Here is a 22,527-nt window from a genome sequence, read left to right as displayed (position 1 = left end):
GGTCATCGAGCCGCGCTCTCGTCGTCGTCCATCTCGTACCCGTCGGCGAGCAACGCCTCCGCGGTGCCGAGCAGCGCGTCTGCGTCGACCTCCGGCTTGACCTCGAGCCAGTCCCGGAAGGCGACGACCGTGGGCGCCTCGAACAGCGCCCGGACCGGCACCTCGAGGTCGAGAACCGCGTTGATGGCCATCACGAGCCGGGCGGCGAGCAGTGACTGGCCACCGAGCGTGAAGAAGCTGTCGCGGGTGCCGACCGCGTCCCGGTCGAGCGTGTCGGCCCACAGCTCGGCCAGCAGCTCGTCGAGTGCGTCCCGCGGCTCCCCACCGCCCTCCGCGACCGGGAGGTGCCCGCGCACCAGGGCGGCCCGGTCCACCTTCCCGTTCCCCGTCAGCGGCCAGCTGCCGACGACGGCGACACTCGACGGGACCATGTACGCGGGCAGCGTCCGCCCCAGATCCGCACGCAGCTGCTCGGGATCCAGCCCGTCGGCGCCCCGGACGAAGGCCACCAGCCGCGCACCACCGTCGCCGACCTCGGCCGCCGCGACCGCGTCCGCCACCCCCGTGCACTGCCGCAGCGCGGCCTCGACCTCGCCGAGCTCGATTCGGAAACCCTGGATCTTCACCTGGAAGTCGTCCCGGCCGAGGAACTCGATCGTCCCGTCCGGCAAGTACCGCCCGAGGTCACCGGTGCGGTAGATCCGAGCGCCGGTCTCCGGATGGTCGACAAAGCTCGCCGCGGTCAGCTCCGGGGCATTCCAGTAGCCCATCGCCACGCCGACCCCGCCGATGTGGAGATCACCGGGCACACCGATCGGACAGGGGGACATCGCCTTGTCGAGTATGTGGAAGGTCTGGTTCGCCATCGGCCGCCCGTAAGGAATGCTCGTCCATGCGGGGTCGACGTCGCCGATCTCGTGGAGGATCGACCAGATCGACGCCTCCGTGGCACCGCCGAGGCTGATGACCTTGGCGTCCGGGCAAGCGCGTGCGATGTCGGCCGGGAGCCCGACGCGGATCCAGTCCCCGCTCAGCATGACGAGGCGAAGACTCGCCAATGCCCCTGGCCGTGCCGCGGCGACCGCGAGTTCCATCAGCGCGGGCACGGAGTTCCACACGGTCACCCCGGTCCGGTGGGTCAACTCCGCCCAGTAGTCCGGATCCGGTGCCGGGGAGGGCGCCGGGACCACGATCGTCGCGCCCGCGGCCAGCACGCCGAACACGTCGTACACGGCGAGGTCGAACGTCAGCGCCGACAAGGCGAGCACGCGGTCCCCGGCGGTGACGCCGAACCGCTCGTTGATGTCCAGGCAGGTGTTCACCGCACCGCGGTGGTTGATCATCACGCCCTTGGGTGCACCGGTCGACCCGGAGGTGTAGATCACGTAGGCGAGGTCGTCCGGGCCCCGGTCCGGCGTGCTCACCGGCTCCCGCGTACCCGGCTCGGTGTCCGGGACGTCCAGCACGACGGCGCCGTCCGGCCAGTCCACCCCTTCGACCAGACAGGGCTGGGTCACCACGACGGCGGCGCCCGCGTGGTCGAGCAAGTGGTGCAAGCGATCCCGCGGCACCCGCGGATCCACCGGCACGAAGAACCCGCCCGCCGCGGGCACCGCGAGCGCGGCGACGACCTGCTCCCACCCCTTGTCCATGACGATCGCGACGGCGTCACCGGGCCGCACACCCGTCGCGAGCAGCCGGGCGGCGAGCCTGTTCACCCGGTCGCCGAGCTGCCGGTAGGTCAGCTGCCCGCCCGGGTGGATGACCGCCGGCTCTTCGGAGTGCCGCAACGCGGCGCGGTGGAACAATTCGTGCAGCAACCGCTCGGAATCGGCGAATTCCGTGGCCGTATCGTTCGATTCTGCAATCATGTCGTTGTCGTCCGCCGACAACAACGAGAAATTGGCCAACTGTCCCAAAGGCTTCCGTGTCACGACAAACGCCCCCACCTTCGGCATTATCGGTTTATCAGTTCGGCCGATCGGAATATACGCGCCCACCATAGTGTGTCGCTGGATTGTCGATAGAATGGAAGTGGTATGCCGATTTTCGCTCGACCGCCTTCCGTTTTTCCGCGACGATCTCCGCGCGCAGCGGGCCGTGCCGCTGCCTGAGCGGCCGCGAGTGCTCGGCCGGGTCGGAACTCATCAGGCGGCCCTCCGGTTCGCCCGGACGTCGTGGTTCTCGCGGCCTCGCCGCGCCCACTCGCGTTCCATTTCGGCGACGAGGTCGCTCCACACGATGCCCCGGCCGAGCCGGCCATCAGCCACGCCGCGAGTGGCTTCGAGCACCTCGCCGACGAAGATCGAGTGGTCGCCCCGCCGTACACCTTGACCAGCTCGCATTCCAACCAGGCAGGGCACCGGCGACCAGCGGGGTACCGGCACGCGGGCCGCGCACCCACTCGATGGCGTCGAACTGGGCCCGGCCGCCGCGAGTCGGCGAAGTGCCGCGCCACCTCCTGCTGGTCCCCGGCGAGCACGGAAACCGCGAACGGGGCGGGCCGGTCGTGCACCATCGTCGCCCAGGTCGCGATCTTCGTCCCGCCGGCGGACAGCACGGCCCAGCCGTCCTGGTGCTCCTGGCTGTTCATCCGTTCGTCCGGCAACCGCCGGAAAGCCCGGCGCCCCGCCAGCACGTTCTCCCACAGCTCACCCGGCGAGTCGGCGTCCGGATAACACAGCCCGACCCCCGACGATCGCGACCCGCTCGGCACCCATCAGGACCACCACATTCCCGCCGTTCGCGCATCCCGTCCGCCACGACATACGGCCACCGTCCTGGCGTTCGCAAGAATGCGCGGAACGTCGAAGCTGGTCATGGACTACCTTCCATATCGTCCGAAACGCACGGCCTATTGGCGACGCACGATTTCTCTGATAATGCCCCGGCCGTGGCTGCGCAGGAATCGTGCGAGAATCGCTGTTGTCGCGGGCAGCAATCGAGCTGGCCGTACAACCATGCGGTAGGCCATCCCGTAGTCCGGATTGGGCACACCTCGTCCAGCACCAGGATGGGTCGTCACGTCCCTCACCGGTCGCCGTAGAGGTGGCTCTCCTGCCGTCACGGCAGCTCTCGACGTACTCGTCGCCCGGTCAGTGGCCCATTCACGTGGTCAAGCGTCACAGCACGGTTCTCGCCAGAGCGTCTCCGACCGTGCGCTTCTCGTGCCGATCGCCCTGCGGGAAGCAGCCAGGGAGATGCACCGGTTCCGCGGGTGCTGCGAACGTGGTCCCACATAGACCATTCATCGACGATGGGACGCGGGACATGGCGGACCTGGTGTCCGTTCTGGTGAGGGAGCTCGCCCGTGGCGGCGCCGGCCTGATCCGGCACGGCGTCGACTACGTGGCCGCCCGGCACGAAGGCGGGGCGATGGCCGACGCCTGCTACCGGGCCACCGGCGAGACCGCGGTCTGCGCCACCACGCATGGAGCCGGTCTTCCCAACACCGCCACGACGTTGAGCGAGGCGGTGAAACATCGCAGCTCCGTGATCGTCATCTGCGGCGATGCGCCGACCGGCGGCCCACGCCCGTTCGACATGAACACGGCCGGATCCGCCGACGCGATCGGTGCCCGCGACGGGGCGCCGGGGCCGATCCCCGGACGATCGAGTCCCCCGGCACGGATTTCGCCGGGGTGGCCGCCGCGTTCGGGGCCAGGTCGCCACGGTACGTACCGTCGGCGACCTGGCGGAGCTGCGGGCGGACGCGGATCGGCAAGCGAGGAGACGGCCGGGCCCGTGACCGGCAACCATAATCGACAGGCCATTACTGGAAGTGCGTGTCCTGATTTCGAGAGGACGTTCAATGACCGCGATTCATGAGGCCGAGGCGACCAGCGACGCCCTGGACGCCTACTACGGCGAGTTCACCGGCGAGAAGCAGAAGGAAGCCCTTGGCGTGCCGCTGCGGCTGATCGAGGCGTGGTCGCGCAACGACGCGACCGACGTCGCGAAGGTGTTCACCGAAGAGGGTGTGATGCTGCTTCCCGGCGACGTCTACAAGCGCGGCCGCGAAGAGATCCAGGCTTTCATGGCGGCCGCTTATTCCGGTCCGTTCAAGGGAACGGGCGTGACGGGACGACCGGTCGATTTCCGGTTCGTCACCGACGACGTCGCCGTGTTCCGGACGCACGGCGGGATTCTCGCGCCCGGGGAGACCGAGATCGCGCCGGAACTGGCGGTGCTGTCGAGCTGGGTCGTCGTGAAGCGGGACGGCCAGTGGCAGCTCGCCGCCTACCAGAACAGCCCGCGTGGCGGCGGCGCGACTCTGCGCTGGTAATCCGCCGCGACCAGCAAAACACCTGACAAGACTCGCTTGGAGGACGAACCAATGAGCAGCAACGCCGAAGCCCTCGTCGAGGGTGCGAAGAAGTGGGCGTCGCACTACGGCCCCTACCCCAATGGGGTCGAGGGTGCCGTGGTGACCGCGCAGCTGCGCGTACGGGCCGGGTGGGACGCGAACGACGCCGACGCCATCGCCGACCTGTTCGTCGACAACGGCAGCATGCTCGTGGGCGATGCCCAGCTGAGCAGCCGTGAGGACATCCGCGCGTACCTGGCCGACGCCTTCGCCGGTGGTTTCCAGGGAACCCGGCTGACCGACGAGCCGAAGGAGGTCCGCCTGCTGACCGACTCGGTGGCGATCGCGGTCACCGAGGGAGGTGTCGTCAAGAAGGGCCAAGACGACATCGAACCGGAAGACCTGGCTCGCTCGCTGTGGGTGCTCGTCAAGAAGGACGGCGACTGGCGGGTCATGTCGAGGCAGACGAGCCCTGTCAACAGCTAGGAGCGGGTGTCTCCTCGACCTCGATCGAGATTGAGGAGACATTCCCACGAAAGTGGCGGTCGGTGGCGTCACGTGGCGTCACCGCGAGCAAAGCGGCCCAGCCGTGGTGTCGGCCAGGACCGCGCCGCCATGTCCGGCCGGAACCGAGGCCGCACGTCAGAACCCATCAGGCACAGGAGATGCGATGTCAGCCGATTCCATTCGGGACCTGTTCTCCGCTCAGGTCGAGCGGACGTGCGCCGGGTCGGACGAGCGGATGGCCGGTCCCTCGGCACCTATCGACGCCACGCAGAGCACCGCGGCCTGAGAGGTAAAGAGAACGCGATGACCGAACAGACCCGGCCGCTGAACGGCGCCGAATATCTTGAAAGTCTCCGCGACGGCCGCGAGATCTACCTCTATGGCGACCGGGTCAAGGACGTCACCGAACATCCCGCGTTCCGCAACTCGGCGCGCATGACGGCCCGGCTCTACGACGCACTGCACGACCCGGAGCATCGGGACGTGCTGACCACCGAAACCGACGCCGGCGGCCCCGGCGGCTACACGCACCGGTTTTTCACCACGCCGCACAGCGCGGACGATCTGATCGCCGACCAACAGGCCATCGCCGCGTGGTCACGGCTGAGCTACGGCTGGATGGGCCGTGGTCCGGACTACAAGGCGTCGTTCCTCGGCACGCTCGGCGCGAACGCCGACTTCTACAAGCCGTTCACCGACAATGCGAAGCGCTGGTACCGGGAGTCACAGCAGAAGGTCCTGTACTGGAACCACGCCTTCGTACATCCGCCGGTGGACCGGAACCGGCCGCCGGACGAGGTCGCCGATGTGTTCGTGCACGTCGAGCGGGAGACCGACAGCGGTCTGGTGGTGAGCGGAGCGAAGGTCGTCGCGACGAACTCCGCGCTCACGCATTACAACTTCATCGCCCACACCGGGTTGCCCATCAAAGACCGCAAGTTCGCCATTGTCGCCACCGTGCCGATGAACGCCCCTGGCCAAAAACTGATCTGTCGCCAGTCGTACGCCGCCTCGGCCGCGCTGACCGGCAGCCCGTTCGACTACCCGCTGTCCTCGCGGCTGGACGAGAACGACAGCGTGCTGGTGCTGGACAAGGTGCTGATCCCGTGGGAAAACGTGTTCATCTATGGGGATACGGCCAAGGTCGGCATGTTCACCGGGTATTCCGGGTTCAACGAGCGCGCCATGTTCCACGGTTGTACGCGGCTCGCGGTCAAACTGGAGTTCATCGCCGGCCTGCTGGCCAAGGCGCTGGACATCACCGGGGTCTCCGAGTTCCGCGGGGTACAGACGCGACTAGGGGAAGTGCTCGCTTGGCGCAATCTGTTCTGGGGGCTGTCCGACGCCGCAGCGCGGAACCCGGTGCCGTGGCGGGGTGGCGCTGTCCTGCCCAACCCGGACTACGCCATGGCTTACCGCTGGTTCTCCCAGATCGGCTACGCGAGGATCAGGGAGATCGTGTTGCAAGATGTCGCGAGCGGACTGATCTACCTCAACTCCAGCGCGCAGGACTTCCACAACGATGACATCCGGCCGTACCTTGACAAGTACCTGCGCGGATCGAACGGGGTCGATGCCGTCGAGCGGGTAAAGGTGATGAAACTGCTCTGGGACACGGTCGGCACCGAATTCGGCGGCAGGCACGAACTCTACGAGCGCAACTATACCGGTAACCACGAAAACACCAGGACCGAACTACTTCGCGGACAACTCGGCGACGGCAAGCTCGACGGCTATCGTGCGTTCGTCGACCGCTGCCTTGCCGAATATGACCTGAACGGCTGGCAGGTGCCGGACCTCGCCTCGTTCCCCGACATCGGCGCGGCAAGCCGCGCCCTGCTTGGCTGACGTGATCATGTTTCGATGGAAGGAGGGTCAGCACATGACTGCCGCCATGGATACCTCGGCGAAGGACTATCCGCTTCCGCCAGAGCCGGGCCTGACCGAGCACGAAGTCTTGGCCCGCGCCGAACGGATCGCCGAGACGCTCGTCGACCGACAGGAGGAGACGGAGGCCCGCGGATTCTATGCGCTCGACACGCATGAACTGCTGCTTAAATCCGGCTTCTACCGGCTAATGGTGCCGCGGCGATACGGCGGTTACGAATTCGGTATCGACACTCACATGCAGGTGGTTGAAAGGCTCGCGCGGGGGTGCGCGTCGACGGCGTGGATGTACACCTTTGGGGCGTCCCACGCCCATCTGATTGCTGCTGTTTATGGCGAAGAAGCGCAGAATGAGCTGTTCGCGGGCGGTGACTTCATCTGCCCGGGAGTCATCGGGCCGGCCGGGTTCGCCGAGCCTGCCGAAGACGGCGGCTGGATCGTGGACGGCGTGTTCCGCTATGCCTCCGGCTCGCCCTACGCCACTCATTTCGTCGGCCAGACCTTCGTCGCGGGAGCGGACGGAGAACCGCCCGAGCAGCTGATGTTCATCGTGCCGAGGGACCAGTGGCGGCGGCTGGACGACTGGGGTTCCCAGCTTGGCCTGAAAGGCAGTGGCTCGCACAGCGTCAAAGTCGAGAAGGCGCATATCCCGGCGTACTACGCGCTGCCTGGTACGCATATGGGAATGATCTCCGTCGTCGGGGGAACGCCGGGGCTTCGGTTGCATCGCAACACCTTGTACGGCGGCAGCGTGGTGGCCCCGTTCACCTTTCAGCTCGGCGCGCTGGCCGTGGGCATGGCCACCGCGGCGCTGGATGTCTACGCCGAGCTGACGCGGGAACGTCCGGTCACGTATCCGCCGTTCGGACCGCGTGCCGAGGACCCGGATTTTCAGCTCCGTTACGGCGAAGCGGCTGGACGCATCGCGGCGGCACGGGCGGCGATGACGGACGTGCTGCGGCAATGGCATGAGACGGCCGAGCAGGGGAATGTCACCCGTGAGGTGGAGCTCCGGATGTCGATCATCAGCCGCGAGGTCGTACGGATGGCCTGGACCACGGTATCCGACATTCTGTATCCCACCGCCGGGACCAGCGCCGTACGTGCGGGCGAACGGCTCGAGCGGATCTGGCGGGATATGTCGACCCTGCATACGCATGCCGGAGTGCACATCTATCTGGCCACCATCGCCCCCCGTGAACTCGCTCAACTGGAACTGGGCATCGCGAGCTGAACTCACCACACGCCATCGCCGAGATCAGGAGGAACCGGGTGCTCCGCAATTTGGTACTGGACTATAAAATCCAGAAGTACGTGCGGGATGTTTCCCTTCGCGAAGACGACATCGCGCGCGAGCTGCGGGCGGCCACCGTGCGGCTCTCGTTCGAGCACGGCATGTTGACTCCACCAGAGGAGGCGCAGTTGCTCGGCTTCCTCGTCCGGCTGACGGGGGCCACCACCGTCGTCGAGGTCGGGACGTTCACCGGGTACGGCACGCTGGCCATGGCCCGCGCCGTCCCTGCACATGGGCGCGTCATCACGTGCGACGTCAACGCGGAGTGGCCCGAGATCGGCCGCCCTTTCTGGGAACGGGCCGGGGTCGCCGACCGTATCCAGGTGGAAATCCGTCCCGCCGTCGAGACCTTGGACGCACTGCTGGCCGACGGTGCCGCCGGCACTGTGGACTTCGCGTTCATCGACTGCAACAAGGAAAGCTACGCCGACTACTTCGAACGATGCCTTGAACTACTCCGGCCGGGCGGACTGCTTGTGCTGGACAACGTGCTCTGGTCAGGCAAGGTGGCGCACCCCGACATCAGTGACCAGGAGACGGACTCACTCCGCGCGCTGAACGCCGCACTATGCGACGACGACCGGGTCGACCTGAGCATGCTGCCGGTCTTCGATGGCGTGACCCTGGCGTATAAGCGAGACAACTACTCGCGCGCCGCAGCGTAGTCGACAGTAGTAGTTGAATTCGGTCAGGCACACAGTCCGGGCCGGGTTCCGTCGGCGACAAGCCCGGCGCGGGCTGTGGGTTCTGGCGCAGGGTAGCCTGCCGGGAAAATAGTCTTCCCGCTCGTCCGTGAGCTGGTGACGTGCGGGGTCCTTGGTCTGTCTCGCCAGGGTCTGCCCCGGCAAGGCCACGGCCGATGCCGGAGTTCCTCTCGAGTCCGCCCGGGCAGCGAGCTGCCCGGGCACGCGGCGGGAATGCGTCCAGCCGCCCTTGGTCGAAACGACGGGCCACCAGGTCCGGCGGGAACGACGCCGCCGGGTCGGTCACCGTGGTGCGGACCTTCGAACGTGCGCGGGGCTGATGCCCTCGATCCCGAGCTCAGCCATGACTTTCTCGCTGGTCTCGATGCCCTTGCGGGCGATCCGGACCTCGGATGCCGCGCCGGCGGACCCAGGCGCGTAGCTCAGCATGGTCGTAGGCCTTGTCCGCGTGGAGCTTGCCCGACTTGCGGCGACGTGGGCCACGGCGGGATCGGATCGCGGGGATCGCCTTCGAACCGGGCTTGCCGCGGTCGACCGGACTCGGCCCGGTCGGCGATTCCCCTCTTCGCACGCACCGATGCCGCATCAACCCACTGGGTCAACACGTACACGATCGCGGTGAACACCGCACGAGCCGGCAACGGCGCCGTCCCGCCACCCCGCCGGCGAGCCCGGAACTCCGGAACCAACGGCTCCACCAGCACCCCCAGCCTCTCTAAGACACGCTCTTAGAGAGGCTGGGGGCTAGATCCTGCTGGCATGGCTCGTCACCGCTACACCAATCACTCAACCAAATTACGCGACGCACTTCGCAGAAGCAGCACCACGTCGTCGGGCCCGGTCACCAAGTTCTTCAGTTCAGCACGGAATCGGCTCACCCACTGTGCGATACTGCTTCGGTCAACGAGCCCGTCCTTGTACGCGATGTTACCGATAAGCTCGCCCGTCGTGTCGATGGTGAGTGTCCACAATACGCCGTCCGGGATATCCGATGTGCGTGATTGTGAGCCGAACCGCCGCCGGATCTCGCTGTACTCCAGGTCTCCCACCCGGGTGCCGTCGACAGGGAAGGGAAAGGGAAAGACCTGGAAGATGATCGGAACCTCATTGTCCACCGACATCGGTCGCATGAACTCGGGCGCTTCGCCCGGGATCGCCGGAATGTCGTGGACGTATGCCTCCAGACAGGTGTTTCGAGTGAGCTGCAGCACGTCCCGATACTTGGCGCATTCCGTGACATCCACGCGGATCGGTACAAAGTTGAAGAATAGACCGACTGCCTCGTCGTAAAGGCCATAACCACGGCCAGGCGTCAATGTCGGGGTGGAGATGTCCGTGGCTCCGGACAGCCGGTTGACCGCGATCGTGAAGGCGGCGAGGAGCACCATGAAGGAGGACCCACGCACTTCCCTGGCCAGCGCGGACACGCCGGCCATCAGCTCAGCGTCCACTTCGAACCGGTACATGGCTGTTGTCTGCGGCAAGCCCATCGATCGCGGCCGGTCCGCAGGCATGGTCAGGGTTTCCCCACCGCGCAGCTTGTCCTGCCAGTAACGACGCGACGAATTCTCGGCGGCACCGCCCAATCTCGCAAGCTGCCACGTCGTGAAGTCGCGATACTGCTGCGGCTCTGCGAGCTCATGGCCCTCGTGTCCGGTCCGGGTCGCATATCGGGCCGCGAGATCGCGGAAGATGACCTGCACGGACCACCCGTCCGCGGCCGCGTGGTGCACGACGAGCACGAGCAGGGCGTCGTGGTCGTCGAACCGGTTGAGGACCGCGCGAATTTTCGGTATCGAGGATGCGTCGAAGTCGGCCGTCTCCTCCTCGACAAGCAAGGCGTCGATTCGGCGTCCCCGCTCTTCCGGCTCGATCCCTGGAAGATCCCGAACGGTCAGTTCCGCGGGAGTCGGCTGATGGACGACCTGGCACCGCGCTTCCGGATCGCGGATGATCACAGAGCGCAACGCATCGTGGCGCGCGACGATGTCATCGAGCGCGCGCTGCAACGCCTGCACGTCGACCTGTCCATGGATGCGCCACCCGTGGACGATATGGTGACGAGGACCGAACGGCCCCTCGGCGTCGCCCTGATCGAGGGCACACAGGAACTCTTGATTCGCTGACAGCGGCCACCGCTCGCCGGCGCCGGTCGAAGTGTCCATGGTCGTCATGGTTTCTTACCTTCTTGCCAGGTGTTTCAGGCCGGTCGTGGGGTTCGCGGCACCCAGGGGTGCCGGGTATGACTTTCCTGCCTCTGCCGCTGATGGCCCAGGAGGATTGGCCGCCCGGCGCCCCCCGAAGACTTGACCGCTGATGGGGAGGTGCGAGGACCTCAACGCCGATGGCGCGGCGCTGGCGGAAACGTGTCATCGGTCATGCTGCGTCCTCGACTGCACCTTGGCTTTGCTCGACCGCCTCATAGAGCGCCTTGATGTTTCCGCTCCCGAAGGTTGTCGCGCCAAGGCGTTCGATCAGCTCGACGAAGAAGGTATTGCGCGGGGTGACCGACTTGGCGAAGATCTGGAACAGCTGCCCGTCATGGTCCTCATCAGCCAGAATGCCACGTACGCGCAGATCTTCTACCGAATGCCTTTCCAGCTCGATCCGTTCATCCAAACGGTCGTAGTACCGTCCGGGCGTCGAAAGGAACTGAACACCAGCCGCCTGGACCTGGTCGACCGCCCGCACGATGTCCGGCACCCGGAGCGCCACATGCTGGATCCCCGCACCGGCGTGGTCACGCAGGAAGGCGTCTATCTGGCCTGGCGACTTGGCCAAGTCCGGCTCGATCAGAGTGAAGGTGACGGCGCCGGAGGTACTTTGCACAACCTTGGAATTCATGGATTGCCTACCGACGAATATCTTTTCCTCGTACACGACGCGGAAGTCGAGTACCTCTTCGTAGAACGCCACGGTGGAATCGAGCTGCCCGCCCGGCAGGCAGACAGCGAAGTGGTCGATAGCAGCAGCGCCGATGTCACGCGCGGAAGGCGAACCGGCCGGGGGAAGCGGTCCGCTCGCGGCGCGCTGCACGAAGGTATGGGCGACATCCGCAAAGGCCAAGATGCTCGCCGTCACTACCCCGTCATCTTCGGTCGGCCCGTGTAGCGGTACAGCGCCGCGACTTACCGCTTCGTGGAACGCAGTCCGAGCGTCGGCCACGCCGAGCCCGATGTCGGCGACTCCGTCTCCGTGTCGGGAGAGGTAGATGGCGGCCTGATGGTCAGGGACACGCGGCTCGGTGAGCAGCAACCGGATGTCATCGCGCCCAACTCCGACGGTGCGGCTTCGGCCGTCTTCGATCCGCTGGAACTCCGGCAAGGCATAGCCTCGGGTCCACAGGTCCGCCGCTGATGCGGAATCCTCGACGAAGAACCGAACGTGGTCGACCCTCATGCCCGCGTAGACGGAGTTCTGCTCGACCGCCATCACGCCACACCCTGGTTGCGGCCGGCACCACGTGGGCGGAGGTCGGTCCAGTTCGTCGCGACGTAACGCAGACAGGACGTGCGATCTGTCGCAGCGAGGGCCACCCGCCAGCCCGCGGGCGCCGCCACGAACTCGGGCCAGAGGGAGTGTTGACCGGCTTCGTTGACCAGCACGACGAACTGGCCGTCCTCGCGGTCGAACGGATTCGACATATTCGGAATCCTTCCTGTCCTGTTAGCTCGCCCTGGCGACCTGGTCGCCGTGAAGCGCGGTGATGTGCTGGTCAATGAGCGCGACGGTGGGGACATCGAAGATCTCCACTACGCTGAGCTTCACGCCCAGCTCAGCCTCGATGCGCAACACGAGTCGCGCCGCCTGGAGCGATTGACCGCCCAGATCGAAGAAACTGTCGTCGAGGCCGACTTGGTCGACATTCAAGGTCTTGCCGAAGATGGCGCACAGCGTTTCCTGACGTGGGCTGAGCGGCGCACGATGTTGCTGGGCCCGGTCGAACTCCGGCTCGGGGAGAGCATCTCGAGCCACCTTCCCGTTGACGGTGACCGGTATCGCGTCGATGGCGGCGAACGCGGCGGGCACCATGTAATCGGGCAGAGCTCTGGCCAGGTGGGTGCGCAGCTCGCCGAAGTCGACGCCGCCCGCACCGGGGACGACGTAGGCGGCCAACCGCTGATCCTCGTCGCTCGCGGTGCCGACGACCACCGCATCCGCCACGGCCGGATGCGTTCGAAGTGCGGCCTCGACCTCTCCCAGCTCCACCCGGAAGCCACGGATCTTGATCTGCTGGTCAGCCCGCCCGAGAAACTCGAGCGAGCCGCCGGCGGTCTGCCGGACCAGATCACCGGTACGAAACATCCGCTCGCCTGGAGCGCCGAACGGGTCCGCGACAAACCGCTCCGCAGTGAGATCCGGGCGCTCGACATACCCCCGCGCCAGGCAGCCGCCCGCAACGTACAGTTCGCCGACCCCACCTTCGGCTACTCGGTTCAAGCTCTCGTCGAGCACGTGAAGTCGCTTGTCATCGAGAGCCTGACCGAGCGGGACGAAAGCACCGACCTGCGCGTGCTGCGTCAACGGCAGCTGGGTGGCGAACAGAGTGGTCTCAGTCTGTCCGTACATCACCCTGACCCGGATATCCGGATTTGCGGAAAGGATCCGACGCACCGCCTCCGGCGAGACGACGTCACCACCGGTCATGACTTCACGCACGGATGAAAGGCAGGTAGGATCCTCCTCGGCAACGAGCCTGAAGAGCCCCGATGTCAAGTGAACTGCGGTCGCGCCGCCCCGCCTGAGATCATCGCGCAGCGCATCGATGTCGAATTCGCCCGGGTGCGCCAGCACAATTTCTCCACCGCGCAATAACGGTGCCCACAATTCAAACGTGGACATTCCGAATGCATACGGCGCGATCATGAGAATCCGACTGAACACTGGATCGTTCCAGGTCTGGTCTTCGATGAGCCCGATCACACTGCGGTGAGAAACTCCGACACCTTTGGGCGCGCCACCCGATCCTGAAGTGAAGAGAACGTAGGCAAGCTGGTCCTCAGCTACCGAAACCACCGGCTCGGACTCTTGCGTTTGTTCAGCGTCACTGACCGGGATCACCTCGCCGAAGCTGGACAGCGTGGCCGCGGGCGTCGAACCGTCGGTGATGACCATCCGCACCTTGAGCTGGTCGCTGATCGACCGCAGTCGCTCCGGCGGCATCGTCGTGGCCAGGGGCACATACGTGGCGCCCGCCTTGATCACCGCGAGTGTCGCAACGACCAGGTCGAACGACCGGCCGGAACATACCGCTACGGGCTGCTCCGCTTCCACTCCACGCTCGATCAGAAGGTTCGCCAAGCGATTGGCCCGGCGGTTCAGTTCATCGAAGGTCAGAAACCCGTCGGCTGACCGCACGGCAACCGCTTCGGGCCGCCGGCGAACCTGATTCAGAAAGGTCTCTGGCAGTGTAGAGGCCATCTCGAAGCTCCCATCGGAATATTCCCCGGCGCGGCAGGACTGCCGGTCTGCACAAGTCCATGCCGCTCCGGCCTGCCCTACCCTCTGAGTCTTCCAGCCGCCAACGAAGGCTGCGTCTTCGATATTGCGACCAGACCAGCACGCCCAGCGTGGTTTGAAAGGTCATCGGAGGAGGATGCCGTCGCGGTTGACCGTGGAGGCGCAACGTGCAACGGAGCAAGGTCGATTTGTTCGCGGCGATCCGGCGGGACTCGAGGATCGAGGGCTTGTCGGTTCGGGTTCTGGCGCGCGATTCCTGGCCGCCCCGAGCTTCCCCCGACAACCCGCTCGCGGTGGCCGTCGACGTAGTCGACGACCACCGCGAGCTCGTCGCCGTACTTCTTCGGCGCCGGCATGCTCTGCATCCTCGTTGAGAGCAGAGCCTGCACAGAACCCGGGGCGCATCACTCCCGGGAGTCGAGATCCACCATCAGCGTTCTTGGGCGAGTTTCTCGAGCCACGGCACGAGTTGTGCGGGAGTCGGTGTCGACGCCCACTCCTCCTCCCGAAGCCGGAGCGCGGCGTCGCGCACTTTGGGGTCCTCGACGACGCGACGCAGCATCGAGCGGATCTCGGAGATCGACTGCTTCTGGTGGTCGAGCCGGCCCCCCGCACCCCGGTCGGCCAGGTAGTTCGATGTGAGGGTCGAGTAGCCCTGTTTGGGCGACGTTCGATCCCACTCGATGCCGTCCGGGGTCGCGCGGCCGAAGTGCCTCGTCGGCTCGTCGGTGTCGCACACTATCTGCGGTACGGCATTGGCGAGACCAGCGATGACGGTCCCGAAGCTCCCGTGGTTGACCAGCGCGGAGCAGGTCGGCAGCAGTTGTGACAAGGGGACGTAGTCCATGGCGCGAACGTTGTCCGGCAGCGTCCCGACCTGGTCGGCGAGCTGGTCCTTGTTGAGGGTTGCGATCACCTCGACGTCCAGCCCGTCCACCGCCTCGAGCAGCGCCGGGATCCGGCCCGTGCTGTCGCCCTTGTCGACGGCCCGGGCGGAGACCCCGAGACTGATCGCCACTCGCGGTCGCGTCGGTTCGTCCCGCAACCAGCGCTCGGACACGCTCCCGCCGCTGTAGGGCAGGTACCGGACGGGAACGGTGGGAGTCCGGGTGGGTAGCCGCATGCCCGCGGGGATCGGATCGAGCGTCGCCTGCCCCATCAACAGCTCGTCGTCGACCGTCACGCCGTGGTGGTCGGCCAGCGGTTGCATCGCCTCCGTCAGCATGCTCGGCAGTCCCCTGCTCACGAACCGCTCGTGGGCCCACGCTGTGTAGTCGGGAGAGATGAGGGTACGGACATGGGCCGCTCCGCTCGCCTTGGCCGCGACCGCGCCGCAGGGGAACCACGGCTCCCACAGCACGAGATCCGGGCGCCAGTTTTTCGCGAAAGCGACGATGTCGTCGATGTCCTCGCGCGGCCGCGGCGGTTGGTAGTTCCGGATGGCGAGGATCGCGTAGTGGTAGAAGACGTCCCACATGTCACGCTCGACGCGCTCGTGCACGGACAACGCCCGCACGTATCGCTCGGTCTCGTCCGGGTTCGGGAGCACGTCGGCCCAGCCCGGGTCGTCGCAATCGTGTACCGCCAGCGGTGTCTGCGGCCCACAGGGTACGGCGACGATGCCGGACTCGGTGACGCGCTGCGCGAAGTCCGTGGATATGATGCCGGAGGGGGAGGGGAACCCGGACGGCGCCACCACCCGCACGTCGTGACCCGCGCTCTGCAACGCCCACGCGTAGGGTACGAGCGGCCAGAAGTGAGCGGGCGCCGGAAAGCACGTGATCATGACACGCATGGCTTCTCCATTCACACAGTTGTGCGGGCAGGGGACTCGTCGAGCAGGAAGTCGCCGACCGGGCCCTTCAGCCTCTCGGCGTCGATGACGTGCGGTCCTTCGGCGACGACGCCGCGCTGTGCCGAGGGGACACAGGCGACGACGGCGTCGGCCGCCTCACCGAAGAAGTTCGGTCGGAGCTCGCTCATTGTCGGGTGGTCCTGCGACGCACTGCCGTTGAGCACGAGCGTGGGCACGCGGATCCGCGAGAACCGCTCGGCCGGTGGCTGATTGGTGGTCCCCATGCAGGCGGCGTCGTAAGGCAGCGTATGAGCCAGACTGATCAGGTGTGACCACTTCGGATGCTTCCTTGCTCGCCGCACCGACTCCTCCGGCGAGCCCCAAGCGCGCATCGAGAGCTCGAACGCCTCGGACCGCCGGCCCTCGTCGAGCAGGGCGCGTACGCGCTGTATGTACTTACGGTGCTGAACCTCCGCGTCCGCACCCATGTCGTAGGGCAAGTCGTAGACGACCAGCCTGTTCATCGCGACACCAGCCGCCGCTGCCTCCAACGCCAGCGCCCCACCCGAGCACGCCCCGAAGACATGGGGCGACCCGCCGGCTTCGTCGATCACCGCGGCCAAGTCCTCGATCTCGCGGCGAACGGCGTACGGTGCGACGTCCCCGCTGTCGCCCCGGCCGCGCCGCGCGTAGTTGTAGACGGTGAACCGCGACGCGAGTTCGAGACCGAGCGGAGCGTTCTCGGTGCCGTCGTCCATCGCCCCACACACGAGGACCACGGCGGGACCACTGCCGAAGCGCTCGTACGCGATCCGCGTCCCGTCCGGGGAGCGCACTGTACCGAAGGTGCTCATGACGGCTCCCCCTCGCCTCGGGTTTCGGTGCTGGAACCCTTGACTGCGACGAAGATGCCCCGCCCGTTGATGCCTTCGGCGGAGTACGTTGCAGGGCAGCCGGCTTCCTCGAAGGCCTGCAGGTACTCATCCTGGGTGAAGAGCATGAGTTCGTGGACCTGGGTGACCTCCCGGATCCCTTCGGCGCGGGCGATGAGGTACCGGGTCTCGAGCCGCGAGTGACGACCTTGACTCGAGGTGTGCGATACCCGAGCGATGGCACTCCCCTCGACATGCGCCGAGTCGGCGGCGAGGTACCCGTCAAGGAAATTTTCGGGGAACCACCAGGGCTCGACGACGAGCACGCCGCCGGGAACCAAGTGTTCGGCCATCGCCTGGATCGCCGCATGGAGTTCCTCGCGGCTCTCGACGTACCCAATGGCATGGAACAGGCAGGTGACGGCGTCGAATCGGCGCGGCAGCCGGAAGTTGCGCATGTCGCCGCGGTGCACCTGGGACGGGAAGCGGTCCCATGCGCGCCGCAACATCGGCTCCGAGAGCTCGACCCCCTCGACGTCGCCCACCAGCTCTGCGAACGTCTCCAGGTGGGCTCCTGTCCCGCAGGCCACGTCGAGCAACGATCCGGCGTGCGGATACCGCTCGCGCACGAGCGCGACGACCGCCTCGGCCTCACGCACCCAGTCCTTGCCACGGGCCTTGTAGACCGTCTCGTAGATGTCGACGAAATCGGCTCCGTACGTCATCGGCTCGTCCGCGAGTGCTCGGTGTCTTCGGCGCCGTCGATGCCCTGCTCGTCCACGAGGTCGCGAACAGTGCCGCGGTCGTCGGTCGACGCATCCGTGTCCGTGGGCGAGGCGGTGCCGGCGTCCTCGGCCCCGTCCTTGCCGTCCCCGTGGGCTGGGACGTGGCGCAGCGAGATGCCCGCGAAGACTGCGAGAACGAGCGCGACTACAACCCCGAAGGCGGCGGCCACGTTGAGCCCATCGGTGAATGCTTCGGCCGCCTTGCGCGCCAGCTCCTCGCCGGCCGGCCCTGGAGTACCCTGGGCCACCGACATCGCGCCGGCGACGCTCTCCCGTGCGGTCGCGGCGTCGACGCCCGGAACCGGGTCACTGAAGGCGCTGCGATAAATGGCCGCGGCGATGCTGCCTGTCAAGGCAATGCCGAGGGAGACACCGAAGTCACCACTGGTCTCCGAGACAGCGGCCGCCGAGCCCGCCTTCTCCGGCGGAGCCGAAGTCATGATGAGCCCGGCTCCCAGTGCGCCCGCCGGACCGGACCCCAGCGACGCCACCACGAACCCGGACATGAGCAGGGCCACGCCGCTCTCCGGGCCGACCTGGGTCACCGCGACGAGCCCGAGCACCGAGATGATCATGCCCGCAACGATCACTTTGCCCGGCGGGATGCGGCGCGTGAACGCCGGGGCCAGCATGGACCCGACCATGCCCGCGAACGTGGGGGCGATCAGCCACAAGCCCGTCGAGAGCGGGGAGTAACCGGCCACCGATTGGAGGTACAGCGCGACGAGGAAGGCGTACCCGGACATGATCCCCATCAGCAACATGAGGGTCGCTGCCGAGGCGAAGACCCGGTTGCGGAACAGCGAGACGTCGAGGAGCGGCTCGGCGAGACGACTCTGCCGCCGCACGAATATCACGCCCGCGAGTACCCCGACGACGAGGGCAACGACGGCGACGCCCGTGAGGCCGTTCTTGGCGATCTCCTTCACGCCGTAGACGAACGGGAGGATCGCGACGAGCGAGAGTACGACGCTGAGCAGGTCAATGCGGCCGCGGATCTCGCCGCCCCGCGCCTCGGGCAGCAGGAAAGGAGCGGCCACCACCAGGAGGACCATCACAGGTACTGGGAGGAGGAGCGTCGAGCCCCACCAGAAGTGCTCGAGCAGCACGCCGCCGACGACCGGGCCGAGCGCGATACCGCCCATGAAGCAGCTCATGTAGGCGCCGATGGCCATGGCATGGCGCCGCTTGTCGGTGAACAGGCTGTTGAGGAGCGCCAGCGTCGAAGGCATGAGAGTCGCTCCGGCGATGCCGAGGACACCACGCGCCGCGATCAGCACCTCGATGCTCGGCGAGTACGCGGCCACCGCCGACACCACGGCGAACGCGCCCGCCCCGATCAGAAGCAGGCGCCGGCGTCCGATGCGATCACCGAGATTCCCCATGGTGATCAGGAGTGCGGCGACCACGAAACCGTAGATGTCCAGAGCCCACAACTGCTCCGTCGAGTTTGCACCGAGATCTACCGACAGAGCCGGCACCGCCACGTACAGAATGCTGAGATCCATGGCCATCATCAGCGTCGGCAGCGCCAGGATGACGAGCCCGATTGTCGCTCGTTTCCCGTGCTCGCTTGGGGTTACTTCGGCCACGAGTACTCCTCCGATAGTGTCGGACATTGGTCGATTCGCATCGCGCCACGCCGAAAGGCCGTTCCCTCAAATATTTATCAAAAAGAGTATCACGGTCCATCGGACGGCGAAACGGAGAATTCCATGAACCGAACCTGGACCTATCCCACCGGTTTCGTGAGATTCTCATAGTCGGCGAGTGCACGGCAGCCTGGTCACCGGCAACGGTGATCTGCATACTCATTATCACAGACGAAAAGAACCAGCCACCGGCTGGAGACGTCGGAGTACAGGAGGCCTCGGTGATCAGAATCTTCCAGCCGACAGTGGGCGAGGACGAACTTGCCGCGCTCGCAGAGGTCTTCGACTCGGCCTGGTTGGGCAAGGGTCCTCGGGCGGATGCTTTCGAGCAGGCGTTCGCTGGGCACCTCGATGTCGACGCCGAACAGGTGACCTCGATCAGTTCGTGCACGGCAGGCCTGTTCATCGCTGCGAAGCTCGCCGACCTCGGCCCGGACTGTGAGGCAGTGCTGCCGACCGTCAGCTACGTCGCCGCGGGCAATGCGGTGGCCGCGACGGGTGCGCGTCCTGTCTTCTGCGATGTCGACGAGCGGACTCTGAACCCGACCGTGGACGACGTCGAGGCCGCACTGACCCCGCGGACCCGGGCAGTGGTCCTCCTGCATTACGGAGGCTACCCGGGCAATGTCGTCGAGATCGCCCGTCTGTGCCGGGAGCGCGGCATCCTGCTCATCGAGGATTCGGCCTGCTCGGTCGCGTCGCGCGCCGGCGAGCAGGCGTGTGGAACCGTGGGCGATATCGGGCTGTGGAGCTTCGACAGCATGAAGATTCTGGTCACCGGCGACGGTGGCATGCTGTATGCCCGCGACCCCGAGATGGTCGAGCGCGCCAGGAAGCTGGCGTACCTGGGGCTGGAACAGTTCAGCGGGCTGTCGCAAGCACCCCTGGTCGACTCGCGCTGGTGGGAGTTCGAGGTCTCGTCGTTCTCCGGCCGCACGGTCATGAATGACATGCAGGCGGCGATGGGGCTGGTGCAGCTCCCCAAGGTGGAGGCATTCGTCAAGCGCCGCAGGGCGGTCGCCGAATTCTACGACCGCGAACTCGTCGACCTGGCCGGTGTTCGCATTCCCCCGCCGCTCCCCGCCGACCACCGGTCGTCCTATTACTTGTATTGGGTCCAGATGGAGACCGAGGTGCGCGACCGGGTGGCGAAAATGCTCCTCGACCGCGGCATCTACACCACCTTCCGCTACCCGGCACTGCACCGTGTCCGGGCTTACGGATCGTCGGCGAGCCTGCCCCGCGCCGAGCGCGCTGTCGACCAGACGCTCTGCCTGCCCCTGCACCAGGCGCTGACCGACGCTGACGTGGAACGCATTGCCGCGGAGTTCCGCAATGCGGTGTCGTCGGCCTCCGCGAACTCGCGATAAGACGCCCCGCGACCGAAAGCAGAAATGGAGTTGACGATGACGGTCCACGTATGGGGCTATCTCGACGAGTACCAGCAGGAGCGCGAGGAGATACTCGAGTGTGTCGACACGGTCTTCAGCTCCGGAAAGCTCGTCCTCGGCAAGAGCGTGCACATGTTCGAGCAGGAGTTCGCCGATTACCATAGCGTCGCGCACTGCGTAGGCGTCGACAACGGCACGAACGCCATCAAGCTTGCGCTGGAGGCGTTGGGCATCGGTCCCGGAGACGAAGTCATCACCGTGTCCAATACCGCGGCTCCCACCGTTGTCGCAATCGTGTCGACAGGTGCGACACCGGTCTTCGTCGACGTCCGCGAGGACGACTTCCTGATGGACACGACCCTCATCAGTGCTGCGATCACGGCTCGGACCAAGGCGATCGTCCCGGTCCATCTCTACGGACAGTGCGTCGACATGGCCGCTGTGGGCGCGATCGCCCGTGAGCACGGGCTGGCCGTGGTCGAGGACTGCGCCCAGGCCCACGGCGCCCGCCAGCACGGACATCTTGCCGGTACTTGGGGGGATGCCTCCAGCTTCTCGTTCTACCCGACCAAGGTCCTCGGTGCGTACGGCGACGGCGGTGCGGTGCTGACGCGGAACGAGGAAACCGACCGTGCACTGCGCCGCTTGCGCTTCTACGGCATGGAGTCCGACTACCACACCGTCGCGACGCCGGCGCACAACAGTCGGCTCGACGAAGTGCACGCCGAGATCTTGCGGAAGAAGCTCACCCGGCTGGATCGCTACATCGACCAACGACGCGCGGTCGCAGCGCGCTACGGGCGCGATCTCGGCGATACCGCGCTGAAGCTGCCGTCGACCGTGCAGGGAAACGAGCACGTCTACTACGTCTACGTGGTGAGGCACCCGGCACGCGATTCGATCATCGAGGCGATGCAGGAGCATGGTGTTCAGCTGAACGTCAGCTACCGATGGCCGGTTCACCTGATGACGGGGTTCGCCTATCTCGGGTACCGAGAGGGCTCGCTACCGGTAACGGAGAAACTCGCGGGCGAAATCTTTTCCCTGCCGATGTTCGCTTCGCTGCGGCGCGACGATCAGGACCACACCGTCGAAGCTCTTCGTGACGTGCTGGGAAGAATCTGAGACGGCTCGACGAAAGAGGAGTAGACACGTGGAGATCCGAGAACTGGCTGTCGAGGGTGCGCTCGAGTTCACGCCCTCGGCGTACCCCGACGAGCGGGGGCTCTTCGTGGCACCGTTCCAGGGACCCGCACTCGCCCAGGCGCGGGGCCAGGGCACGTTTCCCGTGCGACAGGCCAACCAGAGCCGGTCCCGGCGCGGGGCGCTCCGCGGGGTCCACTACACCCGAACGCCGCCCGGAGTCGCGAAGTATGTGAGCTGCGCCCACGGTAGGGCCCTGGACATCGTCGTCGACCTGCGCGTGGGCTCACCGACCTACGGACGGTGGGAGTGCGTCGAGATGAACCAGGAATCGTTCCGGTCGGTGTACTTCCCGGTGGGGGTCGGACACGCCTTCATCGCCCTCGAGGACGATACGGTGATGTCCTACATGCTGAATGGCAGTTACGTCGCCGAGAACGAACTCGCAGTCTCGGCGCTGGACCCTCGATTGGCGCTGCCGATCCCGGACGGGCTGGAGATGATCCTCTCGCCCCGGGACCGGGCCGCCATCTCGCTCGAGGACGCCGCCCGGCAGGGACTGTTGCCCGAGTACGACCAGTGCGTCCAGCTCGACGCCGAGCTGCGGCGACAGGGCGAAGGCGAGGCTCTCACATCCCGGTGAGCCTCAGCGGCTCACGGCCCGCCCGCAGCGCCAACGCCTCGATCACCGGCCGGTGATCGAGGCGTTGGCGTTGATCCGCCGGTACGCG

Annotated in this window: 20 protein-coding genes and 3 pseudogenes; 11 read left to right on the top strand and 12 right to left on the bottom strand. The window is 66.4% G+C overall.

The window, feature by feature from the left end:
- Positions 1-2: 2 nt before the first annotated feature.
- From ACWEVN_RS14235 to ACWEVN_RS14225, 3 genes and pseudogenes are all read right to left on the bottom strand, one after another.
- Positions 3-1,871 carry an amino acid adenylation domain-containing protein gene (locus ACWEVN_RS14235; protein ID WP_452051492.1) on the bottom strand — a complete coding sequence of 623 codons (1,869 nt, stop codon included), beginning with the start codon at positions 1,869-1,871 and terminating at the stop codon, positions 3-5.
- A 276-nt stretch (positions 1,872-2,147) separates the two neighbouring features.
- Positions 2,148-2,345, bottom strand: coding sequence for a DUF6222 family protein (locus ACWEVN_RS14230; protein WP_452051491.1), 198 nt, complete (start codon positions 2,343-2,345; stop codon positions 2,148-2,150).
- A gap of 230 nt (positions 2,346-2,575) precedes the next feature.
- A pseudogene (locus ACWEVN_RS14225) lies at positions 2,576-2,720 on the bottom strand (beta-ketoacyl synthase N-terminal-like domain-containing protein); the annotation flags it as partial.
- A 550-nt stretch (positions 2,721-3,270) separates the two neighbouring features.
- Here ACWEVN_RS14225 and ACWEVN_RS14220 point away from each other — a divergent pair.
- From ACWEVN_RS14220 to ACWEVN_RS14185, 8 genes and pseudogenes are all read left to right on the top strand, one after another.
- Entirely contained in the window at positions 3,271-3,828 is a 558-nt protein-coding gene (locus ACWEVN_RS14220; protein ID WP_452051490.1) for a thiamine pyrophosphate-binding protein, read from the top strand.
- Positions 3,812-4,285 (top strand): SgcJ/EcaC family oxidoreductase, encoded by a 474-nt coding sequence (locus tag ACWEVN_RS14215; RefSeq protein ID WP_410610134.1) that lies wholly within the window; start codon positions 3,812-3,814, stop codon positions 4,283-4,285. Before ACWEVN_RS14220 ends, ACWEVN_RS14215 begins: the two co-directional genes overlap by 17 nt.
- A gap of 51 nt (positions 4,286-4,336) precedes the next feature.
- Positions 4,337-4,792, top strand: coding sequence for an SgcJ/EcaC family oxidoreductase (locus tag ACWEVN_RS14210; RefSeq protein WP_449684766.1), 456 nt, complete (start codon positions 4,337-4,339; stop codon positions 4,790-4,792).
- A 184-nt stretch (positions 4,793-4,976) separates the two neighbouring features.
- Positions 4,977-5,099: a hypothetical protein gene (locus ACWEVN_RS14205; protein WP_449684765.1), complete on the top strand. Its 123-nt coding sequence runs from the start codon at positions 4,977-4,979 to the stop codon at positions 5,097-5,099.
- Between the two features lie 17 nt (positions 5,100-5,116).
- A complete protein-coding gene (locus ACWEVN_RS14200) occupies positions 5,117-6,661 on the top strand; it encodes a 4-hydroxyphenylacetate 3-hydroxylase family protein (RefSeq protein ID WP_449684764.1) in 1,545 nt (514 codons plus the stop codon).
- 7 nt (positions 6,662-6,668) lie between these two features.
- A pseudogene (locus ACWEVN_RS14195) lies at positions 6,669-7,043 on the top strand (acyl-CoA dehydrogenase family protein); the annotation flags it as partial.
- 198 nt (positions 7,044-7,241) lie between these two features.
- Positions 7,242-7,934 carry an acyl-CoA dehydrogenase family protein gene (locus tag ACWEVN_RS14190; RefSeq protein ID WP_452051504.1) on the top strand — a complete coding sequence of 231 codons (693 nt, stop codon included), beginning with the start codon at positions 7,242-7,244 and terminating at the stop codon, positions 7,932-7,934.
- A 38-nt stretch (positions 7,935-7,972) separates the two neighbouring features.
- The gene (locus ACWEVN_RS14185) at positions 7,973-8,659 is read left to right on the top strand and encodes an O-methyltransferase (RefSeq protein WP_452051489.1); all 687 of its coding nucleotides are present in this window, start codon (positions 7,973-7,975) and stop codon (positions 8,657-8,659) included.
- Positions 8,660-9,043: 384 nt separating this feature from the next.
- On the opposite strand, the pseudogene ACWEVN_RS14180 reads toward ACWEVN_RS14185, so the two are convergent.
- From ACWEVN_RS14180 to ACWEVN_RS14140, 9 genes and pseudogenes are all read right to left on the bottom strand, one after another.
- Positions 9,044-9,408, bottom strand: a pseudogene (locus ACWEVN_RS14180) (IS5/IS1182 family transposase); the annotation flags it as partial.
- A 72-nt stretch (positions 9,409-9,480) separates the two neighbouring features.
- On the bottom strand, positions 9,481-10,872 hold the full coding sequence (locus ACWEVN_RS14175) for a condensation domain-containing protein (protein ID WP_452051488.1): 1,392 nt from the start codon (positions 10,870-10,872) through the stop codon (positions 9,481-9,483).
- Positions 10,873-11,074: 202 nt separating this feature from the next.
- Positions 11,075-12,130, bottom strand: a complete 1,056-nt coding sequence (gene hppD, locus ACWEVN_RS14170; RefSeq protein WP_452051487.1) for a 4-hydroxyphenylpyruvate dioxygenase — start codon at positions 12,128-12,130, stop codon at positions 11,075-11,077.
- Entirely contained in the window at positions 12,130-12,342 is a 213-nt protein-coding gene (locus ACWEVN_RS14165; RefSeq protein WP_449684759.1) for an MbtH family protein, read from the bottom strand. Before ACWEVN_RS14165 ends, hppD begins: the two co-directional genes overlap by 1 nt.
- A 22-nt stretch (positions 12,343-12,364) precedes the next feature.
- The gene (locus ACWEVN_RS14160) at positions 12,365-14,119 is read right to left on the bottom strand and encodes an amino acid adenylation domain-containing protein (RefSeq protein WP_449684758.1); all 1,755 of its coding nucleotides are present in this window, start codon (positions 14,117-14,119) and stop codon (positions 12,365-12,367) included.
- A gap of 469 nt (positions 14,120-14,588) precedes the next feature.
- A complete protein-coding gene (locus tag ACWEVN_RS14155; RefSeq protein WP_452051486.1) occupies positions 14,589-15,953 on the bottom strand; it encodes a nucleotide disphospho-sugar-binding domain-containing protein in 1,365 nt (454 codons plus the stop codon).
- An 11-nt stretch (positions 15,954-15,964) separates the two neighbouring features.
- The gene (locus tag ACWEVN_RS14150) at positions 15,965-16,807 is read right to left on the bottom strand and encodes an alpha/beta fold hydrolase (protein ID WP_452051485.1); all 843 of its coding nucleotides are present in this window, start codon (positions 16,805-16,807) and stop codon (positions 15,965-15,967) included.
- Positions 16,804-17,550, bottom strand: a complete 747-nt coding sequence (locus ACWEVN_RS14145) for a class I SAM-dependent methyltransferase (RefSeq protein WP_452051484.1) — start codon at positions 17,548-17,550, stop codon at positions 16,804-16,806. The genes ACWEVN_RS14150 and ACWEVN_RS14145 overlap by 4 nt, the downstream gene beginning before the upstream one ends.
- Positions 17,547-19,202 (bottom strand): MFS transporter, encoded by a 1,656-nt coding sequence (locus ACWEVN_RS14140; RefSeq protein ID WP_452051483.1) that lies wholly within the window; start codon positions 19,200-19,202, stop codon positions 17,547-17,549. The genes ACWEVN_RS14145 and ACWEVN_RS14140 overlap by 4 nt, the downstream gene beginning before the upstream one ends.
- Positions 19,203-19,483: 281 nt before the next feature.
- Between ACWEVN_RS14140 and ACWEVN_RS14135 the strand changes: the two genes are divergently transcribed.
- Genes ACWEVN_RS14135 through ACWEVN_RS14125 form a run of 3 tightly spaced genes read left to right on the top strand, consistent with a single transcriptional unit; the run spans position 19,484 to position 22,439 of the window.
- Entirely contained in the window at positions 19,484-20,632 is a 1,149-nt protein-coding gene (locus ACWEVN_RS14135) for a DegT/DnrJ/EryC1/StrS family aminotransferase (protein WP_449684754.1), read from the top strand.
- Positions 20,633-20,668: 36 nt separating this feature from the next.
- On the top strand, positions 20,669-21,778 hold the full coding sequence (locus ACWEVN_RS14130) for a DegT/DnrJ/EryC1/StrS family aminotransferase (protein ID WP_449684753.1): 1,110 nt from the start codon (positions 20,669-20,671) through the stop codon (positions 21,776-21,778).
- Between the two features lie 28 nt (positions 21,779-21,806).
- Positions 21,807-22,439, top strand: coding sequence for a dTDP-4-dehydrorhamnose 3,5-epimerase family protein (locus tag ACWEVN_RS14125; protein WP_449684752.1), 633 nt, complete (start codon positions 21,807-21,809; stop codon positions 22,437-22,439).
- Positions 22,440-22,527: the final 88 nt, after the last annotated feature.

This window comes from Amycolatopsis sp. NPDC003861 (assembly GCF_053605405.1).
The sequence above is the reverse complement of the archived record's forward strand: the minus strand, read 5'-3'. Positions and strand labels throughout refer to the sequence as shown.